Raw genomic sequence first — 21,793 nt, 5'->3', positions numbered from 1 at the left:
GCGGCCACCCGGCCGCTTTTTTTATCGCCGCTGCCGCACCGCCTCGAACAGGCAGATCGCGGTGGCAGCCGCCACGTTCAGCGATTCCAGGCCGCCCGGTTGGGGAATGCCCACCTTGCGCTTGACGTGCTGCATCCACGCGTCGCTGACGCCGGCGCCTTCATTGCCGACCACCCAGGCCACCGGCGCGCGCAGGTCGGTATCGAACACCGCGGCGTCGGCATGGGAGGACGTCGCCAGCAATGGCAGCGCCAGCCGCGGCGCCAGCGACTCGACGGTGCAGTGCTCAACGATGTTCAGGTGAAAATTGGCGCCCATGCTGGCGCGCAGCGTCTTCACCGACCAGGCGAACGCGCATCCCGTCGCCAGGAATGCATGGCGGATGCCCGCCGCGGCAGCGCTGCGCAGGATCGAGCCGACATTGCCGGCATCCTGCACGCCGTCGAGGATGATGCAGTCCTCTTCGATGCGCGCGGGCAGGTGGCCGGCAGGCGTCTCGATCACCAGCATCAGGTCGATGCCGTTGACCACGCCGGAAATCTGGGTGAACAGCGTATCGGCCAGCACTACCAGCCGATCCGCGTCGATGCGCGCCAGCAAAGGCGCAACCTCGGCATGGTCGTAGTGACGCTCGGACACCACGCAGGTGACTGGCTGGCCCAGCGCGTCCACGTAAGCCTCGGCCAGATGCACGCCGTCGAGCAGCGACTGCCCGGCCTTGCGGCGCTGGTGGGTGGAGGTGGCCAGCGCCTTCAGGTGCTTGAACAGCGCGTTGTCGCGCGAGGTGACGTGCTTCACGGTGCGTCGGTTTGCAGGGTGCCTGACGGCGCGGCCTGGATCGGGGTGGTGAGTTCGCTGGCTTCGGTACTTTCGATGCCTTCGATGACCTCGGCAACTGGCGTCACCGCGGCAAACATCGGACGCTGCGCCAGCGCCTCGCGCACCGGCGCGAACGAGCGGCGGTGATGCTGCGTGGCACCGAATTCGGCCAGTGCGGCCAGATGCTGCGGCGTGCCATAGCCGACATGCGAATCGAAGCCGTATTGCGGATAGCGTTCGTGCAGGGCCATCAGCTCGCGGTCGCGCGCCACCTTGGCCAGGATCGACGCGGCCGAGATCGCCCTGACCAGCGCGTCCCCCTTGACGATGGCTTCCACCGGGAACGGCACCTGCGGGCAGCGGTTGCCATCGACCTGCACTAGGTCCGGCACCACGCCGCTGGCGGCCAGCCCCTGCACCGCGCGCTGCATCGCCAGCATGCTGGCGTGCAGGATGTTGATCGTATCGATTTCCTCGACCGTGGCGAAGGCGATATGCCAGCCCAGCGCACGTTCGCAGATCTTCTCGTACAGCGCCTCGCGCCTGGCGGCGGTCAGGATCTTGGAGTCGGCCAGGCCGCGGATCGGGCGTTTCGGATCCAGCACCACCGCGGCGGCATACACCGGCCCCGCCAGCGGGCCCCGGCCCGCCTCATCGACGCCGCATAGCCGCTGGATCGCAGCGGCGGCCGGCGCCAGGTCCAGGCCCATCTGCGGCGAGGCCTGCGCAGCCTGGGCATTGCGACGCGCCATCAGACGGTCCCCCGGCTGCGCATCAGGTCCACCACCACATCGGCGGCCAGTTGCGCGGTGTTGCACTTGAGGGTCTCGTGCATGCGGGTGAAATGCTCGTACAGGAAGGCAATATTGCCCTCGTCGTTGAGCTGCAGCAACGTTTCGCGGGCCAGCGCCTCGGGCGTGGCGTCGTCCTGCAGCAGCTCGGGCACGACAAAGCGCCCTGAAAGGATATTAGGCAATCCCACGTACGGCAGGTAACCCTGCCGCTTCATGATCTGCGCGGTCAGCCAGGGCACCTTGTACGAGATCACCATCGGCTTCTTGTACAGCGCCGCCTCCAGCGTCGCGGTACCGCTGGCCAGCAGCACCACGTCAGCGGCTTCCATGGCCTGGTGCGACTTGCCGTCGACAATGGTCAGGCGCAGTTCCGGATACTGCTGGTGCAGGTCTTCGACGATGGCGCGCAGCGGCGCGCTTGCCGCCGGCAGCACGAACGCCAGGTTCGGGTCCATGCGCTGCATCTGCGCCATCGCGGCAAAGAAGGTGGCGCCAAGGTTGCGCACTTCGGACTGCCGGCTGCCGGGCAGCACCGCGACCACGCGGTGGCCGGCAGGCAGCCCCAGCTCGGCGCGCGCGCCGGCGACGTCAGGCACCATCGGGATCACGTCGGCGAGCGGGTGACCCACGTAGGTGGCGGCAATGCCGGCCTTGGCGTAGATCTCGGGCTCGAACGGGAACAGGCACAGGATGTGGTCCACCGCGCGCGCGATGGTGCGGATGCGCCCGCCCCGCCAGGCCCAGATCGACGGGCTGACGAAATGCACCACCGGGATGCCGGCGCGGCGCAGCGGCACTTCCAGGCCGAAATTGAAATCCGGGGCATCGACCCCGATAAAGCACTGCGGCGGCTCGGCCAGCAGCCAGTCGCGCACCGCGCGCCGGGTGCGCAGGATCTCGCGCAGCGAACCCAGCACCTCGACATAGCCGTTGACCGACAGCGTTTCCATCGGCCAGCGCGAGACGAAGCCCTGCGCCATCATGCGCTTGCCGCCGATGCCGGCGTACGCCATGGTATCGCCCAGGCGGGCCTTGAGCCCGCCCATCATCAGCGATGCCAGCAGGTCGCCGGAGGCCTCCCCGGCCACCATGGCGATGGTGCCGCGCCTGGCGGCGGCAGAACCGTTGCCCGTGGGCAAGCCACCCCGAATCGCGGCGTCGACCATGTGCGGCCCGGGCTCAGCGCACGATGCCGCGCTGGGTGGCGGCAAGGAAGTCGACAAATGCCTGCAGCGGCGGCGCGGTGCCGGCATCTGACTGGGCCAGCAAGGCGGAGATCTCGTTGCGGGCCTCGTCAAAGCTGAGGTCGGACTTGTAGAGCAGCTTGTAGGCCTGGCGCAGCGCGGCGATCTGCCCCGCGTCGAATCCGCGGCGGCGCAGTCCCTCGACGTTGACGCCGTGCGGCGTCGCCTTGTTGCCGCCCTTGTCGCTGGCGGCGATCACGAATGGCGGCACGTCCTGCACCAGCGCCGAGGCACCGCCCAGCATCGCGTGGGCGCCGATGCGCACGAACTGGTGCACGCCGCTCATGCCGCCCAGGATGGCCCAGTCGCCCACGTCGACGTGGCCGGCGATCTGCGCGTTGCTGGAAAACACGGTGTGGTTGCCGACCGAGCAGTCATGCGCGATATGCACGTAGGCCATGATCCAGTTGTCGCTGCCGATGCTGGTCAGGCCGCGGTCCTGCACCGTGCCGGTGTGGATCGTGGTGAATTCGCGGATGGTGTTGCGGTCGCCGATCTCGAGCCGGGTCGGCTCGTTGCGGTACTTCATGTCCTGCGGCACGCCGCCGACCGAGGCATAGGGGCCGATGTTGTTGCCCTCGCCGATCGTGGTATGGCCCTCGACCGTCGTATGCGAGCCGATCCGGGTGCCGCTGCCGACGCGCACGTTGGGGCCGACGATGGAGAACGGACCGACGGTCACGTCGGATGCCAGTTCTGCCTTCGGGTCAACCAGGGCGGTGGGGTGGATTTGCGTCATACGTCCTGTCCTGTGGTGTGTCTGGTGAAGAGTGGGCCCATGCGCGCGGCAAAGGTTCCCGTCCGCGCCGCGCACCCGTGCGGGAGCGCGGCAGCCGGCCTTACTCGGCCTGCTTCACGGTGCACATCAGTTCCGCCTCGCAGGCGACCTTGTCGTCCACCGTAGCGAACGCCTTGAACTTCCAGATGCCGCGGATATAGCGTTCGACCGTCACGTTCATGTGCAACTGGTCGCCCGGGTACACCACCTGCTTGAAGCGGGCGCCGTCGATGCCGACGAAGTAGTACAACGCGCCTTCCTTGCGCTCCATGTCGGCGCCGAAGGTCAGCAGGCCGGCCGACTGAGCCAGCGCCTCCAGGATCATCACGCCCGGCATCACCGGCTGCTCCGGGAAATGGCCCTGGAAGTACGGCTCGTTGATGGTGACGTTCTTCAGGGTCTTGATCCGCTTCTGCGCCTCGAACTCCAGCACGCGGTCGACCAGCAGGAACGGGTACCGGTGCGGCAGCAGCTTGAGGATCTTGCGGATATCGATTTCGGCCGCGCTCATGATGATTTCTCTTTAGTCTTGTGAGGTTTGGGACCCGGCGGACTGGCCGCGCAGGCGACGTTCCAGCGCCACCACGCGTTCGCGCAGCTTGCTCAGGCCGCGCACGATGGCTGCGTTGCGTTCCCACTCGCCGTGCGGCAGGAACGGGAAGACGCTGGTGAAATGGCCCCCGGGCTTGGTAATGGATTTGGTGATCGAGGTACCGCCGGACACTGTGGTCCGGTCGGCAATGGTCAGGTGGCCGGCAAAGTTGGCCGCGCCCCCGATCACGCAGAAGCGGCCAATGCGCGTGCTGCCCGATACCGCGGCGCAGCCGGCGATCACCGTATGGGCCCCGACTCGCACGTTGTGCGCGATCTGGACCTGGTTGTCGATCTTGCAACCGTCCTCGACCACGGTGTCGGCCATGGCGCCGCGGTCGATCGCCGTATTGGCGCCGACCTCCACGTCATGGCCCAGCACTGCACGCCCCGTTTGCGGGATCTTCACGTATTCAACGCCGGTGGCGCTGATATCGGGCGCGAAACCGAAGCCATCGGCGCCGATCACCACGCCGCTGTGCAGGATGGCGCGCGCGCCGATCACGCAGTGATGGTAGACCGAAACGTTCGCGTACAGCAGCGAATCGTCGCCGATCTCCGCCTCCGCACCGACGTAGCCGTTGGCCAGGATGCGGACGCGCTCGCCCAGCCGGGCGCCGCGCTCGATGACCACGTTCGGACCGATGTAGCACGACGCGGGCACCACCGCATCGGGCGAAACGCTCGCGCGCGGATCGATGCCGACGCGCGGGTCCGCATTGGCTTCGCGGTCGAAGCGCTGCGCCACGCGGGCAAAGCAGACGTAGGGATTGCGCGCCACCAGCCAGTTGCGGCCGTCGGCACGTCCCCCGGCGCGGATGCGCTCGAGGTCGGCCTGCGACACGATCACGGCGCCGGCTTGCGAATCCAGCGCCTGCTGCAGGTAGAGCGGATTGGACAGGAACGAGAGTTCGCCCGCCGAGGCCTGGTCGAGGGGAGCCAGGCCAATGATCGCCAGGTCGGGATCACCCACAACCTGCGCGCCGTTCTCGGTGGCGAGCTGACCCAGTGTGGGTGTCTGCATGGCGGTACTTCCTGAAAATAAAGCTACGAATCGAACAGCCGCGAACAGCCGCGGCTTAGCGGGCGCCGGCGTTCAGCGCCTTCATCACGTCGTCGGTGATGTCGATGCGCGGGTTCACGTAGACCGCTTCCTGGACGATCAGGTCGTACTTGCGCTGCTCGGCCAGTTGGCGGATCACGCGGTTGGCGCGCTCCAGCACCTGCGCCAGCTCTTCATTGCGGCGCTGGTTCAGGTCCTCGCGGAATTCGCGCTGCTTGCGCTGGAATTCGCGATCGAGGTCGGCCACCTCGCGCTGGCGGCGCTGGCGGTCGGAATCGGCCAGCACGGCCGTGTCCTTGTCGAGCTTGTCGGCCATGCCCTTGATCTTCTGGGCCATGTCCTGCAGCTCGCGGTCGCGCTTGGAGAATTCCTGCTCCAGCTTCACCTGGGCCTGCTTGGCCGGCTGCGAATCGCGCAGGATGCGCTCGGAATTGACGGCGGCAATGCGCGCCTCCTGGGCCATGGCCGGCATCGCGGCGCAGAGCGCGGCGGTGGCGAATGCGGCGGCGCCCAGGGATTTGACCAGTTTGGATGTTGTCATCATGAAAACAGATCCTTTTACAGAATCAGAATGCCGTCCCGATCTGGAACTGGAAGCGCTGGACCTTGTCGGTCTCTTCCCGGTTGAGCGGGAAGCCCATGCTGATCTTCAGCGGGCCGATCGGCGACAGCCACGACATGCCGAAGCCGGTCGAGTATTTGAGATCACTGAACGAAATCGGCGCGCCTTCCTGGTAGACGTTACCGAAGTCGAAGAACGTGAACAGGCGCAGCGTGCGGTCGACGCCCGAGCCCGGCAGCGGGAAGATGAATTCCACGTTACCGATCATCTTGGACGCACCACCCACCGGGTTGCCGTTCTGGTCCTTCGGGCCCAGCGTGCTGGTCTGGTAGCCGCGCACCGAGCCGATACCACCGGCGTAGAAGTACTTGAACACCGGGAACGGCGTGTTGCCATAGCCGTGGCCGTAGGCGACTTCACCGTTCAGCGCCAGCGTGAACGACTTCGAGATCGGATAGAAGTACTGCTGCTGCACGCTCGCGCGGTAGTACTGCGTATCGCCGCCCGGCAGGCCCACTTCCAGGTTGGCCTGCGTGTATGGGCCCTTGGTCGGGACCAGCGCGCTGTCGCGGCGGTCGCGTGCCCAGCCGATCGTGAACGGGAAGTTGTTGATGCCGTCGCCGCTGTTCTTGCCGATCGCGTTCAGCCACGCCGTGTACTGGCTCGGCGTGTTGACCGAGGTATAGACCTGGGTCCGCTCATAACCGATACCGAAGAAGACGGTGTCGACTTCCGAGAACGGCACGCCGAACTTGAAGCCGCCGCCTGCGGAGACGATCTTGTAGTCCTGGTCGCCGGTGTAGTACAGCGGACGCGAGGTACGGTAGTAGATATCGGTCGAGCGGCTGATGCCGTCCACCGTGAAGTATGGATCGTACTGCGTCAGCGCAATGGTACGGAACGACTTGGCGGTGTTCACGTCCAGGCCCAGGCTGGTACCGGAACCGAACACGTTGTCCTGGCGCAGGCCGGCCTGCAGCACCAGCTTGTCGGTGGACGAGAAGCCCACGCCCAGGCTGATCTGGCCGGTCGGCTTTTCGGTCACGTTGACGTTCACATCGACCTGGTCGGGCGCGCCGGCGACGTCCTCGGTGGTGATGTTGGTGTCGGTGAAGTAGCCGGTCCGGTTGATACGCGCCTGCGACTGCTGCAGCTTCTCGCTGTCGAACCACGAGCTTTCCATCTGGCGCATTTCGCGGCGCACCACTTCGTCGCGGGTCTTGCTGTTGCCCACCACGTTGACGCGGCGCACGTAGACGCGCCGCCCCGGGTCGACCATCAGCGTCAGCGCGACCTCGCGCTTTTCCTGGTCGATGTTCGGCTGCGGGTTGATCGTGGTGAAGGCGTAGCCGTAGGTGCCCAGCAGGTCGGTAATGGCCTTGGTGCTGGCGGTCAGCTTTTCGGACGAGAAAATATCTCCCTTCTTCAGCTGCAGCAGCTTTTCCATTTCCTCCTGCTTGCCCAGCAGTTCGCCGGCCAGGCGGATGTCGGACACCTTGTACTGCTCGCCTTCCTTGATGTTCAAGGTCAGGTAGATGTCCTTCTTGTCCGGCGTGATCGATACCTGGGTCGATTCGATCGCGAACTCGAGGTAGCCGCGGTTCAGGTAGTAGGAACGCAGCGCCTCCAGGTCAGCCGTCAGCTTCTGCTTCGAGTACAGGTCATTCTTGGTGTACCACGACAGCCAGTTCGGCGTGGACAGCTGCATTTCGTCGCGCAGCGTGCTTTCCTTGAACGCCTTGTTGCCGACGATATTGATCTGGCGGATCTTGGCGACCGGGCCTTCCTCGACGTTGAACACGACCGAAACGCGGTTGCGGTCCACCGGCGTGACCGTGGTCTGCACGTCGGCGGCATAGTAGCCACGGGCGACGTACTGGCGCTTGAGTTCCTGCTCCGCCTTGTCGATCAGCGCCTTGTCGTAGTAACGCGCTTCGGCGACGCCGACCGCGCGCAGCGAACGGCGCAGCGTGTCCTTGTCGAATTCCTTGATGCCGACAAATTCCAGCTGCGAGATCGCCGGGCGTTCTTCCACCTGCACGACCAGCACGCCGTCTTCGGCGCGGATCTGCACGTCCTTGAAGAAGCCGGTATTGTAGAGGGCACGGATCGCATCGGCGCCCTTGTCGTCGGTGAAGGTTTCGCCGACACGCACGGGGAGATAGCCAAACACCGTACCCGGTTCGACGCGCTGCAGGCCCTCAACGCGGATGTCCCTGACGACGAACGGATCGGCAGCCCAGCCCGTCGGGCTCCAGGCTGCAATAACGGCACTCGCCAGCAAGCCTAGCGAAATGCGCTTATGTCTGATCAATGTTGATCCCCTCTTTGATTCCATCCAGGATTTTCCATGCCTCGTGGGACTGCGCATGGCAATGGCGCCCCCTGGCGACGGTGTCCGACGACACGACCGCCCCCTTGCCGACATGCGTTTCTAGCCGTTCGCCAGAAACATTCGGCTGACGTCATTGAACAAAGCGAGCGAGGTCAGGAGCAAGATACAGGCGATGCCAACCTTCTGCAGCATTGCCTGCCAGTGGTCTGGGACGGGCCGGCCAGTCAAAAATTCCACGCAATAATACAGCAAATGCCCCCCATCCAGAACCGGAATAGGTAACAAATTCAGTACACCGAGGCTAACGCTGACCAGCGCCAGGAAGCTGACAAAGGCCTGTACGCCGAGGTTTGCGGCACGCCCGGCGTAGTCGGCCACGGTCAGCGGACCGCTCAGGTTCTGCAGCGACGCCTGCCCCACCAGCATCTTGCCGAGCAGCTTCAGCGACAGCGCGCTGGTGTCCCACACCTGGCCGAACGCGCGCGCCAGCGCTTCGTCCGGACGGTAGCGCACCATCTCCATCTCCACCGCCTGGCTGAGCGCCGCGCCCAGCTTGCCCGCCGGCGGCGCGGGCGCGCCGCTGGCATCCTTTTCGCCGTCTCGCGGGGCCGTGGCGTCCAGCGTCACCGGCACGTCCAGGCGCTTGCCGTCGCGCTCGATGCCGAGCGTCACGGTCTGCCCGGGCTGGCTGCGTACCGCCTTGATCAGTGCGCTGGCCTGGGTCAGCGGGGTACCCTGCCAGGCGACGACGCGGTCGCCCTTCTTCAGCCCCGCGCGCTCGGCGGCCGAATCCGCCAATACCTCGGTGATCGTGACCGGCCCGCCCTTCAGATGCAGGCCAAGCGTGCTGAGCGGGTCCTGCTCCGGGTTGCCCCCTGTATTAGGCAGGCGCGCCAGCGTGACGTCCCGCTCGGCGCCGTCGGCGGCGCGCACGCGCAGCACGGCGCGCGCATCGCCGAAGCCCTCGGCGAAGACCGCCATGCGCAGGTCATTCCAGGAACGCACCGCTTCGGTATGGCCGTTGGCGGTCAGCGACAGCACCCGGTCGCCTTCGCGCACGCCGGCCTGCTGCGCCATGGTGCCGGCCGCCGGTGCGGCGACGATCGGCGCGGGTTCGCGCATGCCGCCGGCGAACAGCACAAAGTAGAGCACGATCGCCAGCAGGAAATTGGCCAACGGCCCGGCCGCGACAATGATGAAGCGCTTGCCGACCGGCTGGCGGTTGAACGCGCGCGGCAGGTCAGCCGGATCGATCCGGGCGTCGCGTTCGGGATCAAACTCGCGCTCGTCGAGCATCTTGACGTAGCCACCCAGCGGGATGGCCGCCACCGTCCATTCGGTGCGGTCGCGGCTCTTCGAGGTCCAGCGCAGCAATGGCCGCCCGAAACCGATCGAAAAGCGCAACACCTTCACGCCGCAGGCGCGCGCGGCGAGGTAATGCCCCATCTCGTGCACGTAGATGAGTACGCACAGGGCAACAATGAAAGCGAGTACGGTTTGCATGGCGTCGGGACGTCAGTAACAGTGGCTGGACTGGCGCGCCGGATCCGGGGTTCCGGCATGTCCGGGGCCGCCGCATCCGCTATTGTCGCAGATGCGGCAGGCTGGCCCGTCGGATCAGTGGCGGAGCGCCAGTCCGGCGACGGCCGCGCGCGCTGCCTCGCGCGCCATGCGGTCCGCGTCAAGGATGGCGTCAAGCGTGTCCGCTGCGCCGGCCGGTGCTGCCTGGAGCACCTGAGCCACCAACCGCGCGATGTCAGTAAAGCGCACTTTTCCGCCCAGGAATGCCTCGACCGCTACCTCGTTGGCCGCATTGAGCACGGTCGGCGCCACGCCACCGGCGCGCAGGGCGTCGAAGGCCAGCCCCAGGCACGGGAAGCGCTGCAAGTCAGGCTTCTCGAAATGCAACCCGCCTGCCAGCGTCAGGTCGAGCGGCGTCACGCCGGCATCGATGCGCTCGGGATAGGCCAGGCCGTAGGCAATCGGCGTGCGCATGTCCGGGTTGCCCAACTGCGCCAGCACCGAGCCGTCGTGGTAGGCCACCATCGAATGCACGATGCTCTGCGGGTGGATCAGCACCTCGATGCGCTCGGCCGGCGCGCCGAACAACCAGTGCGCCTCGATCACCTCGAGGCCCTTGTTCATCATGGTGGCCGAGTCGACCGAGATCTTGCGCCCCATGACCCAGTTCGGGTGAGCGCAGGCCTCGTCGGGAGAAATGTCGTGGAGGGTGTCGGGATCGCGCGTGCGGAACGGCCCGCCCGACGCGGTCAGCAGCACCCTGGCCACGCCGCGGCCGTAGCGCGGATCGTCTGCCGGCAGGCACTGGAAGATGGCGTTGTGCTCGCTGTCGATCGGCAGCAGCGTGGCGCCATGCTCGCGCACCGCGTCCATGAAGATGCGGCCGGACATTACCAGCGCTTCCTTGTTGGCGAGCAGCACGCGCTTGCCGGCACGGGCAGCCGCCAGCGTCGGGCGCAGACCGGCAGCGCCGACGATCGCGGCCATGACGGCGTCGGTCTGCGCATCGGCTGCGACCGATTCCAGCTCGGCCTCGCCATGGCTGACTTCGGTATCTACACCGGCATCGCGCAACAGCGCCTGCAGTTCCCCGGCCGCCTCGGCGCTACCCACCACGGCGCGGGCCGGGCGGAACGCAATGCATTGCTCGGCCAGCTTGCGCACTTGCCGATGCGCCGTCAGCGCGTGCACGGTATAGCGGTCGGGATGGCGGCGGACGACATCGAGCGTGCTTTCGCCGATCGAGCCGGTGGCCCCCAGGATAGTAATGCGCTGCATATCAGACCGCTTCAGAGAAGGCTTCAGAAAAAAATCAGCATCAGTGCCGCCAGCGGGAACACCGGCAGCAAGGCATCGATCCGGTCCAGCACGCCGCCATGGCCCGGCAGCAGCCGGCTGCTGTCCTTCATGCCGACCTGGCGCTTGAGCAGCGACTCGAACAGGTCGCCGATCACACTCGCCGCCACCAGCAGCGTGGTCAGCCCGGCCACGTAGCCCAGGCCGCCGCGGTCCCCGAGCACGGAGAACCACGTGGGCGCGAAGGCATGAGTGGCGGCCAGCACCAGGCCGATGACGAGCGCCAGCAGCCAGCCGCCGATGGCGCCCTCCCAGGACTTGCCCGGGCTGATGGACGGTGCCAGCTTGCGCCGCCCGATGGCCTTGCCGGTGAAATAGGCGCCGATGTCGGCCGCCCACACCAGCACGGCCGCGGTCAGCAGCACGCCGATGCCGGCGCCGCGCAGGATCATCGTGGCATGAGCAAACGCAGGCAGGATAACCAGGCCGAGTATGGCCCCCAGCACGGCGAAGCCCGGCGTCGCGGTGCGCACGCCGCGCGCCAGCAGCACCAGCGCCACGCCCCAGCACACCACCGCCGCTTCCAGCAGCCAGGTGGTGGCGTGCCGCAGCGGCATGTCATGCCAGGTAATGGTGGCGATCAGGCAGGCCAGCGCATAGACATAAGGCCAGGGCCCGCGCAGCCCGATCAGGCGTCCGAATTCCCAGCCCGCCAGCAGCACGATCACCCCGAGCAGACCCGCCAGGCCGGCCGGCGGCGCCAGGAACAGGATCGGGAGGATCAGCAGCAACAGGCACAGGGCGGTGATGACGCGGGTTAGGAGCATGCGCTGCGGTCCCGTGGGAGTTGTTGTTGGAGTAGCCTGGATCGGCCAGGGTGTCAGGCCGTGCCCGATAGTCCCGGCGCAACCAGTTGCGCGCTCGTGCGGCCAAAACGGCGTTCGCGCTGGCGGTACGAGGCAAAGGCCTTGTCCAGCTCGGCGGCGTCGAAATCCGGCCAGTACACGTCGGTGAAATACAGCTCCGAATACGCGAGCTGCCACAACAGGAAATTGCTGATGCGCTGTTCGCCACCGGTGCGGATGAACAGATCGGGCTCCGGCGCGTAGGCCATGGCCAGGTGCGGCGCGAGCATGGATTCGTCGATCGACTCCGGATCGAGCATCGGCGAGCGCTCCAGCATCTTGCGCATGGCCTGCAGCAGGTCCCAGCGGCCGCCGTAGTTGGCGGCGATGGTCACGGTCAGGCCGGTGTTGCCGGCGGTGCGCGCCTCGGCATCCTTGATCAGTTGCTGGATGCGCGGGCTGAAGCGGCCCAGGTCGCCAACCACCCGCAGGCGGATGTTGTTGGCGTGCATCTTCACCACTTCGCGCCGCAGCGACATCATGAACAGCCGCATCAGGAACGATACCTCGTCTGCGGGCCGGCGCCAGTTCTCGGAACTGAACGCGAACAGTGTCAGGTACTGCACGCCCCGCGCGGCGCTGGCTTCCACGACCGCACGCACAGCGTCCAGACCCCGGGAGTGCCCGGCAACACGCGGCAGGTGCCGCTGGGTCGCCCAGCGGCCGTTGCCGTCCATGATGATGGCAACGTGGCGGGGCACGTAAGAGGTATCGGGTACGGCGAGCGTTGAACTGATGTGCTGCATGATGGCAGACGGTCGCGGGCAGCCCCGGCAGGTGCCGGGACGGCGTCAGACCGTCATGATCTCCTTCTCTTTTTCGGCGACCATCTTGTCGATTTCGGCGACGTACTTGTCGGTCAGCTTCTGCACCTCGTCCTGGCCGCGGCGCTCGTCGTCCTCGGAAATGGCCTTGTCCTTGACCAGCTTCTTGAATTGCTCATTGGCATCGCGGCGCAGGTTGCGCACCGCGATCTTGGCACCCTCAGCCTCGCCCTTGACGACCTTGGTCAGCTCCTTGCGGCGCTCTTCGGTCAGCGCGGGCATCGGCACGCGGATCACGTCGCCCATGGTGGCCGGGTTCAGGCCCAGGTCGCAGTCGCGGATGGCCTTCTCGACCGCGCCCACCATCTTCTTCTCCCACGGCTGCACCGTGATGGTGCGCGCATCGGCCAGACCGACGCTGGCGACCTGGCTGATCGGCACCATCGAACCGTAGTAATCCACCTGAACGTGGTCGAGCAGGCCGGTGTGGGCACGGCCAGTGCGGATCTTCGCCAGATCGGCCTTGAAGGCTTCGATCGACTTCTGCATTTTCTGCTCGGCGCTCTTCTTTGTGTCGGCGACGCTCATGTTTACCTCCGGAAATCAGCCAACCATGATCCCGTGACCGGGATCGGAAAATGAATCATTCTACCCTTTGCCCGGCCAGACACCAGCGCCGTGGCGCGGCGTCGTGGGGCGCCGGACTCAGACGTGGACCAGGGTACCCTCGTCTTCGCCCAGGATCACGCGCTTGAGCGCGCCCGGCTTGGTAATAGAGAACACCCGGATCGGCAGCTTCTGGTCGCGGCACAGCGCGAAGGCGGTGGCATCCATCACCTGCAGGTTGCGCGAGATGGCCTCGTCGAAGGTGATGGTGCTGTAGCGCGTGGCGCTGGGATCCTTCTTGGGGTCGGCGGTGTAGACACCGTCCACCTTGGTCGCCTTGAGCACGACCTCGGCCCCGATTTCCGCGCCGCGCAGCGCGGCGGCGGTATCCGTGGTGAAGAACGGGTTGCCGGTGCCGGCGGCGAAAATCACCACCTTGCCCTCCTCCAGCTGGCGAATGGCGCGCGGGCGGATGTACGGTTCGACCACCTGGTCCATGCGCAGCGCGGACTGCACGCGGCCTTCGATATTGGCGTGGCGCATCGCATCCTGCAGGGCCAGCGCGTTCATCATGGTGGCCAGCATGCCCATGTAGTCAGCCGTGGCGCGATCCATGCCGGCCGCGCCGCCCGCGACGCCGCGGAAGATATTGCCGCCGCCGATGACCACCGCGACCTGGACGCCGAGCCTCACGATCTCGGCAATGTCGTTCACCATCGCCTCGATGGTGGAGCGGTTGATGCCAAAGGCATCGTCGCCCATCAGGGCTTCACCGGACAGTTTCAGAAGGACGCGCTTGTAGGCTGGCATGTTTACCCTCGGGCAGGAGCAAGTCGCTCGTTTGGGACTCAACACAAATGAGACGATTGATTTTTGACACCGGCGGCGCGGATCGGCGCGCCGCCAGCGGAAGAAAGCCGGTTTTCGGGGTCGCCCCACCTTGCCGGCAGGCAACGGGAAGACGACCGCGAAAACTGACTGCTGCAGTGCAACGTGCAATATACATCACTGCACTACTTATGCAGAGGGGCACCTTGCGGCGCCCCTGCGGCATTATATGCGCCCGGCCCCGCCCGCAAGGGCCGGCCGGCGCGCCCTGACATCAGGCCTTCTGGGCAGCGGCCACCTGGGCGGCCACTTCAGCGGCGAAGTCGTCCTGCTTCTTCTCGATGCCTTCGCCCACGACATACAGGGTGAAGCCCTTCACGGTCGTGTTGGCAGCCTTGAGCATCTGCTCGACAGTCTGCTTGTCGTTCTTCACGAACGGCTGGTTGAACAGCGACACTTCCTTCAGGTACTTCTGCACCGAGCCTTCGACCATCTTGGCCGCGATCTCGGCCGGCTTGCCCGACTCGGCAGCCTTCTGCTCGGCGATGCTGCGCTCCTTGGCGATCAGGTCGGCGGGGACCTGCTCGGCCGACAGCGACACCGGCTTCATGGCGGCCACGTGCATGGCGACGTCCTTGGCGGCGGCTTCTTCGCCGTCAAACTCGACCATCACGCCGATACGGGTGCCGTGCAGGTACGAAACCAGCTTGCCGCCATTGGCGTAGCGGACAAAGCGGCGGATCGTCAGGTTTTCGCCGATCTTGCCGATCAGGGCCGTGCGGGTGGCTTCAACGCTCGCGCCGTCGAGGTCCAGCGCCGACAGGGCAGCCACGTCGGCCGGGTTCTGCTTGGCGATCAGTTCAGCGACCTTGGCCGAGAAAGCCAGGAAGTCATCGTTCTTGGAGACGAAATCGGTCTCGCAGTTCAGTTCGACCAGCACGCCGGTGGTGCCGTCGATAAACGAAGCGACCACGCCTTCGGCAGTCACGCGCGATGCGGCCTTGCTGGCCTTGTTGCCCAGCTTGACGCGCAGCAGCTCTTCGGCCTTGTTCAGGTCGCCGTCGGCCTCGGTCAGGGCCTTCTTGCACTCCATCATCGGCGCGTCGGTCTTCGCGCGCAGTTCTGCAACCATGCTTGCGGTAATTGCCGCCATTTGTCACTCCTTGAATGGTTCGCGCCGGGCCCCGGCAGTCTTGCCCGCGGCACCCGGTCGGTGGGTCTACAGCGCACCCGCGGCAGATATTGCCTGCGGCGGATGACAACAATTCAAATTCGAAAAAAGGGGGCGCCAGATGTGCCCCCTTTCTTTGCCCTGCTGCCGACGTACCCCGGCTTGCGCCCTGCGCGCTGCCCGGCGTGCCGGGCGGCAGGCGATGCCTGCCTGTCGTGTGTTGACGTGCGCGCTATCGGGTTCCTTTCAGGCAGCGGGCCGGAGACTATCAGCCTTCCTGCACTTCGACGAATTCGTCGTCGCCGCGGGCGGCTTCAACGACTTCCTGCACCGCGTTGGCACGGCCTTCCAGGATCGCGTCAGCCACGCCGCGCACGTACAGGGCCACGGCCTTGCTCGAGTCGTCGTTGCCCGGGATCACGTAGTCGATGCCGTCCGGCGAGTGGTTGGTATCGACCACGCCGATCACGGGGATGCCCAGCTTGTTGGCTTCGGTCACGGCAATCTTGTGGTAGCCGACGTCAACCACGAAGATGGCGTCAGGCACGCCGCCCATGTCCTTGATGCCGCCGATCGACTTTTCCAGCTTGATCATCTCGCGCTCGAACATCAGCGCTTCCTTCTTGCTCATGGTTTCCAGCGCGCCGGCTTCCTTGGCGGCCTCCATGTCCTTCAGGCGCTTGATCGAGGTCTTGACCGTCTTGAAGTTGGTCAGCATGCCGCCGAGCCAGCGGGCATCGACGTAAGGCATGCCGGCGCGGCCTGCTTCTTCAGCCAGGATTTCGCGCGACTGGCGCTTGGTGCCCACGAAAAGGATGGTGCCGCGATTTGCTGCCAGCTGACGCACGTACTTCATGGCGTCCTGGAACATCGGCAACGTCTTTTCGAGGTTGATGATGTGGATCTTGTTGCGATGGCCGAAGATGAAGGGGGCCATCTTCGGGTTCCAGAAGCGGGTCTGGTGGCCGAAGTGGCAACCGGCTTCCAGCATTTCGCGCATGGTAACGGACATGTGTTTCTCCAAAGGGTTAGGTCTGAAGCCCGCCCCGACATTCCTGAAAAGGAACACCCCGGATAGGCGGGCCAGCGATTTCCAAAAAACATCGCAGCAGATGCTGCAAAATACCGGCCTGGCGGGTGCAATATTGCGCCGCAACCAAGTCAGCCCGCTATTCTAGCAAGAAAAGCACCGAGCGCTCAAGCGACCCAGATCCGGAAACACTGCAGGCATTGGAGGAGCGCCGTCCGAAAGCGCCCGGGCACAGGCTGCGATCAGGCTCCGAAGGTGCGATAATCCCACATTGACCTTTCGAATTCGGCGCGGCCAGTGGCCCCGCCCTCACTTTTGGCGACGCAGCATGAGCATTTACCTGAATACCGCCGAAGACATCGCCCAGATGCGCGTGGCTTGCCGCCTTGCCTCCGAAGTCCTCGACTACATCACGCCCTTCGTCCAGCCGGGCGTCACCACGGGCGAACTGGACCGCCTGTGCCACACCTATATGCGTGACGTGCAGGGCACCGTGCCGGCGCCGCTGAACTACGCGCCCCCCGGCTACCCGCCCTTCCCCGGCGCGATCTGCACCTCGGTCAACGACGTGATCTGCCACGGCATCCCCGGCGACCGCGTGCTTAAGAGCGGCGACGCGGTCAACCTGGACATCACCGTCATCACCAAGGAAGGCTATTACGGCGACACCAGCCGCATGTTCATCGCCGGCGAGGGCTCGATCCTGGCCAAGCGCCTGGCGCAGGTGACGTACGAATGCATGTGGAAGGGCATCGCGCAGGTGCGCCACGGCGCGCGCCTGGGCGATATCGGCCATGCCATCCAGATGCACGCCGAAGCCGCTGGCTACAGCGTGGTGCGCGAATACTGCGGCCACGGCATCGGCAAGAACTTCCACGAAGACCCGCAGATCCTGCACTACGGCCGCGCCGGCACCGGGGCCGAGATCAAGGCCGGCATGATCTTCACCGTGGAACCGATGATCAACGCCGGCAAGCGCGATATCCGCACCATGCCCGACCAGTGGACGGTCAAGACCCGCGACCGCAGCCTGTCGGCGCAGTGGGAGCACACCGTGCTGGTCACCGAAACCGGATATGAGGTGCTGACGGTATCCGCCGGCACCCCGGCGCCGCCGGCCTTCATTACGGAATCCGTCGCGGCATGAGGTCGCACACCAGCCAGGGCGCCTGACCGGCGCCCTTATTTTTCCAGCCGTGCCCACGAACCATCCCGCCCTCCCCATGGACACCACGCCGGAACTGCTGCTGGCCACGCGCGTGCGCGACCAGCTCAAAGTCGACAAGCAAGTGCTGTTTGCCGACTTCAACACCAGCACCAACGTCGGCACGCTGATCACGCGGCTGCGCCGCGCCGTCGACGCCGCGCTGGTGGAGGCCTGGCGCGGCCTGGGGATGCCCGCGGGTGCGGCGCTGGTGGCGGTGGGCGGCTACGGCCGTGGCGAGCTGCTGCCCTATTCGGATGTCGACGTGCTGCTGCTGCTGCCCGCCGAGCCCGACCAGGACACCACTGGGCGGCTGGAGCGCTTTATCGGCCTGTGCTGGGACCTGGGACTGGAAATCGGCTCGTCGGTACGCACCGTGGACGATTGCATCCGCGAGTCGCGCCAGGACGTCACCATCCAGACCTCGCTGCTCGAGGCGCGGCTGGTGACCGGCAGCCGCAAGCTGTTCGAGTCGATGCGCACGCGCTACCTCGCCGACCTGGACCCGGCCGCGTTCTTCCAGGCCAAGCTCCTGGAAATGCGCCAGCGCCACGCCAAGTACCAGGACACGCCCTACGCGCTCGAGCCCAACTGCAAGGAAAGCCCGGGCGGCCTGCGCGACCTGCAGGTGATCCTGTGGATGACCAAGGCCGCGGGCCTGGGCGACAGCTGGAAAGAACTGTTCGAGCGCGGCCTGCTGACGCAGCGCGAAGCACAGGAGCTGGCGCGCAACGAGCGCCTGCTCAAGACCATCCGCGCGCGCCTGCACCTGGTGGCGGGCCGGCGCCAGGACGTGCTGGTATTCGACCTGCAGACCGCGCTGGCGGAATCCTTCGGCTACCGCCAGACCAACAACAAGCGCGCCAGCGAGCAGCTGATGCGGCGCTATTACTGGGCGGCAAAGGCGGTCACGCAGCTCAACAGCGTACTGCTGCTGAACATCGAGGCAATGCTGTTCCCGAGCGAGTCGCAGGTCACGCGGGTGCTCAACGAACGCTTTGTTGAGCGCCAGGGCATGCTGGAAATCACCAGCGACGACGTCTACGAGCGCGACCCGCACGCGATCCTGGAAACCTTCCTGCTCTACCAGCGCACGCCCGGCGTGAAGGGCCTGTCGCCACGCACGCTGCGCGGGCTGTACAACGCGCGCACCGTGATGAACGCGGGCTGGCGCAACGACCCGGAAAACCGCCGCCTGTTCCTCGCCATCATGCAGGAACCGCAGGGCATCACCCACGCGCTGCGGCTGATGAACCAGACCAGCGTGCTGGGCCGCTACCTGATCAACTTCCGCCGCATCGTCGGGCAGATGCAGCACGACCTGTTCCACGTGTACACCGTGGACCAGCACATCCTGATGGTGGTGCGCAACATGCGCCGCTTCGCCATCGTCGAGCACACCCACGAGTTCCCGTTCTGCAGCCAGCTGATGGCGAGCTTCGACAAGCCGTGGGTACTGTGGGTGGCGGCGCTGTTCCATGACATCGCCAAGGGCCGCGGCGGCGACCATTCCAAGCTCGGCACGCACGACGCGCGCCGCTTCTGCAAGCAGCATGGCATCGCGCGCGAAGATGCCGACCTGATCAGCTGGCTGGTCGAGCACCACCTGACCATGAGCCATGTGGCGCAGAAGCAGGACCTGACCGATCCGGAAGTGGTGCATGCCTTCGCGCGCGTGGTCGGCAGCGAACGCTACCTGACCGCGCTGTACCTGCTGACGGTGGCCGATATCCGCGGCACCAGCCCCAAGGTCTGGAATGCGTGGAAGGGCAAGCTGCTGGAAGACCTGTACCGGATCACGCTGCGCGTGCTCGGCGGCGCCAGGGTCGATTCTCACTCGCTATGGTCGCAGCGCAAGGAAGAAACCATTTCGACGCTGCGGCTCAAGGCGTTCGACCCGGAGCTGGGCAAGCCGCTATGGGCGCAGCTCGACGTGGCCTTCTTCCTGCGCCACGATGCGCGCGATATCGCCTGGCTCACGCGGCATCTGTACGACAAGGTCGACAGCCCCGCGCCGGTGGTGAAGGCGCGCATCTCGCCTGCGGGCGAAGGCCTGCAGGTGGCGGTCTATGTGCAGGACCAGCCCGACCTGTTCGCGCGCATCTGCGGCTATTTCGAGCGCAAGGCGTTCTCGATCCAGGACGCCAAGATCCACACCACCCGGCACGGCTATGCGCTTGACACGTTCCAGGTCACCGACCCCGGCATGGCAGGCAACGGCAACTACCGCGGCAACTACCGCGACATCATCGCGCTGGTGGAACACGAGCTTTGCGAGAAGCTGCGCCAGCAGGGCGCGCTGGCCGAGCCCACGCAGGGACGCCTGTCGCGCCAGTCGCGCAGCTTCCCGATCAAGCCGCGCGTGGACCTGCGCGCGGACGAGCGCGGCCAGTATTACCTGCTGTCGCTGTCCGCCAACGACCGCACCGGCCTGCTGTACGCCATCGCCCGCGTACTGGCACGGCATCGCGTGTCCGTGCATTCGGCACGCATCAACACCCTGGGCGAACGCGTCGAAGACGTGTTCCTGGTAGACGGCAGCCGCCTGGCCGCCGACAACCGATTGCAGATTCAGCTTGAACAGGACTTGCTCGCCGCCCTCGCGATCTGAGGGGCGGACAGCATCAACGATATGACCGACAGCAATTCGCCGAAGCGCAAGACGCTAGGCATCAAGGCCGCAAGCGATACCGGCACGGCCGCGCGCAAGACCGGCAACCGCCCGGTGCGGGTTTCGGACCTGAACCGTAACCGCGTGCGGGCCGTGACCGAAGGCATCAAGCGCGCGCAGCAGAGTGACGGTGGCAAGGGTGCCGGCCGCCGCGCGCCAGGCGAAGCGCAAGCCGGCGGCGAGGTGCGCAAGCCGCGTCCGCCGCGCCCCGCTGACGGCGAGCGCCAGGCACGGCCACGACGCCCCGAGGGCGAAGCGCGTGCGCCGCGGCGCTTTGGTGACGACGAAAGCCGTCCGCGCCGCTATGGCGACGATCGCGGCGAAGCACGTCCGCGCCGCTTCGAAGGCAATGAATCGCGGCCCCCACGGCGCTTTGGCGATGACGACAACCGCCCCCGCCGCCATGGCGACGATCGTGGCGAAGCGCGCCCGCGCCGCTTCGAAGGCAATGAATCGCGGCCCCCACGGCGCTTTGGCGATGACGACAACCGCCCCCGCCGCTATGGCGACGATCGCGGCGAAGCGCGCCCGCGCCGCTTCGAAGGCGAATCGCGTCCGCCGCGGGGCTTTGGCGACGACGACAACCGTCCGCGGCGTTACGGCGACGACGAAAGCCGTCCCCGTCGCCCTGCCCCCACCGGCGAACGCCGCCGCGAGGGCTCGGCGCCGGCGCGCCGCTTCAGCGACGCCGCCGACCGCATCCGCACCGCCGGCACATCCCGGCCGCAGGCACCGTCCCCGCGCCCGCAGCAGCCCGCGCGCGACGATGCCGCGCCCGAGGCTACCCATGACGACGGCCTGGTGCGCCTGTCCAAGCGCATGTCCGAACTCGGCCTGTGCTCGCGCCGCGAAGCCGACGAATGGATTCCGCGCGGCTGGGTGCTGGTCGACGGCAAGCCGGTGACCGAACTGGGCAGCCGCATCCGCCCGGATGCCGAGATCGAGATCCTGCAGGAAGCGCGCTCCGAACAGGGCGAGCGCGTCACCGTGCTGCTGCACAAGCCGGTGGGATACGTCTCCGGCCAGGCCGAAGACGGCTACGAGCCGGCCGCGGTGCTGTTCACCGCCGAGAACCAGTGGGAAGGCGACCCCTCGCGCAAGCGCTTCGCGCCGTGGCAACGCAAGAGCCTGGCGCCCGCCGGCCGCCTCGATATCGACTCCACCGGCCTGCTGGTGCTGACGCAGGATGGCCGCGTCGCGCGCGCGCTGATCGGCGAGGATTCGAACGTGGAGAAGGAATACCTGGTGCGGGTGGTCTGGCATGGCCCGCAAGGCGCGGTCGAGCGCAATATCAGCGAGGTGTTCCCCGCCGACCAGCTCGAACTGCTGCGCCACGGCCTGTCGCTGGATGGCGTGCTGCTAAAACCGGCCAAGGTCAGCTGGCAGAACGAAGAGCAACTGCGTTTCGTGCTGCGCGAGGGCCGCAAGCGCCAGATCCGCCGGATGTGCGAGCAGGTCGGGCTGGAGGTCGTTGGCCTGAAGCGCGTGCGCATGGGCCGCGTGGTGCTGGGCGACCTGCCACCGGGCAAATGGCGGTTCCTGGGGCAGTTTGAGAAGTTCTGATGAAAAAAGCGGCCGGGATGGCCGCTTTTTTTGATCCTGGCAGCTTGC

General features: G+C 66.4%; 19 protein-coding genes. 3 read left to right on the top strand and 16 right to left on the bottom strand.

The window, feature by feature from the left end:
* Positions 1 to 21: 21 nt before the first annotated feature.
* The 16 genes from K309_RS0107605 to rpsB all read right to left on the bottom strand — a co-directional run bounded on the left by K309_RS0107605 (position 22) and on the right by rpsB (position 16,289).
* Entirely contained in the window at positions 22 to 798 is a 777-nt protein-coding gene (locus K309_RS0107605) for a TrmH family RNA methyltransferase (protein ID WP_029045864.1), read from the bottom strand.
* Entirely contained in the window at positions 795 to 1,571 is a 777-nt protein-coding gene (rnhB, locus tag K309_RS0107600; RefSeq protein WP_029045863.1) for a ribonuclease HII, read from the bottom strand. Before rnhB ends, K309_RS0107605 begins: the two co-directional genes overlap by 4 nt.
* Positions 1,571 to 2,779, bottom strand: a complete 1,209-nt coding sequence (gene lpxB / locus K309_RS0107595; RefSeq protein ID WP_029045862.1) for a lipid-A-disaccharide synthase — start codon at positions 2,777 to 2,779, stop codon at positions 1,571 to 1,573. Before lpxB ends, rnhB begins: the two co-directional genes overlap by 1 nt.
* 13 nt (positions 2,780 to 2,792) lie before the next feature.
* Positions 2,793 to 3,596: an acyl-ACP--UDP-N-acetylglucosamine O-acyltransferase gene (gene lpxA, locus K309_RS0107590; protein ID WP_029045861.1), complete on the bottom strand. Its 804-nt coding sequence runs from the start codon at positions 3,594 to 3,596 to the stop codon at positions 2,793 to 2,795.
* 100 nt (positions 3,597 to 3,696) lie between these two features.
* Positions 3,697 to 4,146, bottom strand: coding sequence for a 3-hydroxyacyl-ACP dehydratase FabZ (gene fabZ, locus K309_RS0107585; protein WP_010809590.1), 450 nt, complete (start codon positions 4,144 to 4,146; stop codon positions 3,697 to 3,699).
* Positions 4,147 to 4,158: 12 nt separating this feature from the next.
* Complete coding sequence (gene lpxD / locus K309_RS0107580) at positions 4,159 to 5,250, bottom strand: UDP-3-O-(3-hydroxymyristoyl)glucosamine N-acyltransferase (protein ID WP_029045860.1); 1,092 nt, start codon at positions 5,248 to 5,250, stop codon at positions 4,159 to 4,161.
* Between the two features lie 55 nt (positions 5,251 to 5,305).
* Positions 5,306 to 5,833: an OmpH/Skp family outer membrane protein gene (locus K309_RS0107575; RefSeq protein WP_029045859.1), complete on the bottom strand. Its 528-nt coding sequence runs from the start codon at positions 5,831 to 5,833 to the stop codon at positions 5,306 to 5,308.
* 22 nt (positions 5,834 to 5,855) lie between these two features.
* A complete protein-coding gene (bamA, locus tag K309_RS0107570; RefSeq protein WP_232232328.1) occupies positions 5,856 to 8,189 on the bottom strand; it encodes an outer membrane protein assembly factor BamA in 2,334 nt (777 codons plus the stop codon).
* Positions 8,190 to 8,285: 96 nt separating this feature from the next.
* A complete protein-coding gene (rseP, locus tag K309_RS0107565) occupies positions 8,286 to 9,689 on the bottom strand; it encodes an RIP metalloprotease RseP (protein WP_029045857.1) in 1,404 nt (467 codons plus the stop codon).
* Between the two features lie 114 nt (positions 9,690 to 9,803).
* Entirely contained in the window at positions 9,804 to 10,985 is a 1,182-nt protein-coding gene (gene ispC / locus K309_RS0107560; protein WP_029045856.1) for a 1-deoxy-D-xylulose-5-phosphate reductoisomerase, read from the bottom strand.
* Positions 10,986 to 11,008: 23 nt separating this feature from the next.
* The gene (locus tag K309_RS0107555; RefSeq protein ID WP_029045855.1) at positions 11,009 to 11,830 is read right to left on the bottom strand and encodes a phosphatidate cytidylyltransferase; all 822 of its coding nucleotides are present in this window, start codon (positions 11,828 to 11,830) and stop codon (positions 11,009 to 11,011) included.
* 53 nt (positions 11,831 to 11,883) lie between these two features.
* Positions 11,884 to 12,654 carry an undecaprenyl pyrophosphate synthase gene (uppS, locus tag K309_RS0107550; RefSeq protein WP_029045854.1) on the bottom strand — a complete coding sequence of 257 codons (771 nt, stop codon included), beginning with the start codon at positions 12,652 to 12,654 and terminating at the stop codon, positions 11,884 to 11,886.
* 45 nt (positions 12,655 to 12,699) lie between these two features.
* Positions 12,700 to 13,260: a ribosome recycling factor gene (gene frr, locus K309_RS0107545; protein WP_029045853.1), complete on the bottom strand. Its 561-nt coding sequence runs from the start codon at positions 13,258 to 13,260 to the stop codon at positions 12,700 to 12,702.
* Between the two features lie 117 nt (positions 13,261 to 13,377).
* Positions 13,378 to 14,088, bottom strand: coding sequence for a UMP kinase (pyrH, locus tag K309_RS0107540; protein WP_029045852.1), 711 nt, complete (start codon positions 14,086 to 14,088; stop codon positions 13,378 to 13,380).
* Positions 14,089 to 14,380: 292 nt separating this feature from the next.
* Positions 14,381 to 15,259, bottom strand: coding sequence for a translation elongation factor Ts (gene tsf / locus K309_RS0107535; RefSeq protein WP_029045851.1), 879 nt, complete (start codon positions 15,257 to 15,259; stop codon positions 14,381 to 14,383).
* A 286-nt stretch (positions 15,260 to 15,545) separates the two neighbouring features.
* Positions 15,546 to 16,289, bottom strand: coding sequence for a 30S ribosomal protein S2 (gene rpsB, locus K309_RS0107530; protein ID WP_029045850.1), 744 nt, complete (start codon positions 16,287 to 16,289; stop codon positions 15,546 to 15,548).
* Between the two features lie 346 nt (positions 16,290 to 16,635).
* Between rpsB and map the strand changes: the two genes are divergently transcribed.
* The 3 genes from map (at position 16,636) to K309_RS0107515 (ending at position 21,745) form a co-directional block, all read left to right on the top strand.
* Positions 16,636 to 17,454: a type I methionyl aminopeptidase gene (gene map / locus K309_RS0107525; RefSeq protein ID WP_029045849.1), complete on the top strand. Its 819-nt coding sequence runs from the start codon at positions 16,636 to 16,638 to the stop codon at positions 17,452 to 17,454.
* A gap of 76 nt (positions 17,455 to 17,530) precedes the next feature.
* Positions 17,531 to 20,122, top strand: a complete 2,592-nt coding sequence (locus K309_RS0107520; protein ID WP_029045848.1) for a [protein-PII] uridylyltransferase — start codon at positions 17,531 to 17,533, stop codon at positions 20,120 to 20,122.
* A gap of 21 nt (positions 20,123 to 20,143) precedes the next feature.
* Positions 20,144 to 21,745: a pseudouridine synthase gene (locus K309_RS0107515; RefSeq protein WP_029045847.1), complete on the top strand. Its 1,602-nt coding sequence runs from the start codon at positions 20,144 to 20,146 to the stop codon at positions 21,743 to 21,745.
* Positions 21,746 to 21,793: the final 48 nt, after the last annotated feature.

It is taken from the genome of Cupriavidus phytohabitans, from assembly GCF_000426345.1.
Lineage (GTDB): Bacteria > Pseudomonadota > Gammaproteobacteria > Burkholderiales > Burkholderiaceae > Cupriavidus.
This window is presented reverse-complemented; position numbering and strand designations above follow the sequence as displayed.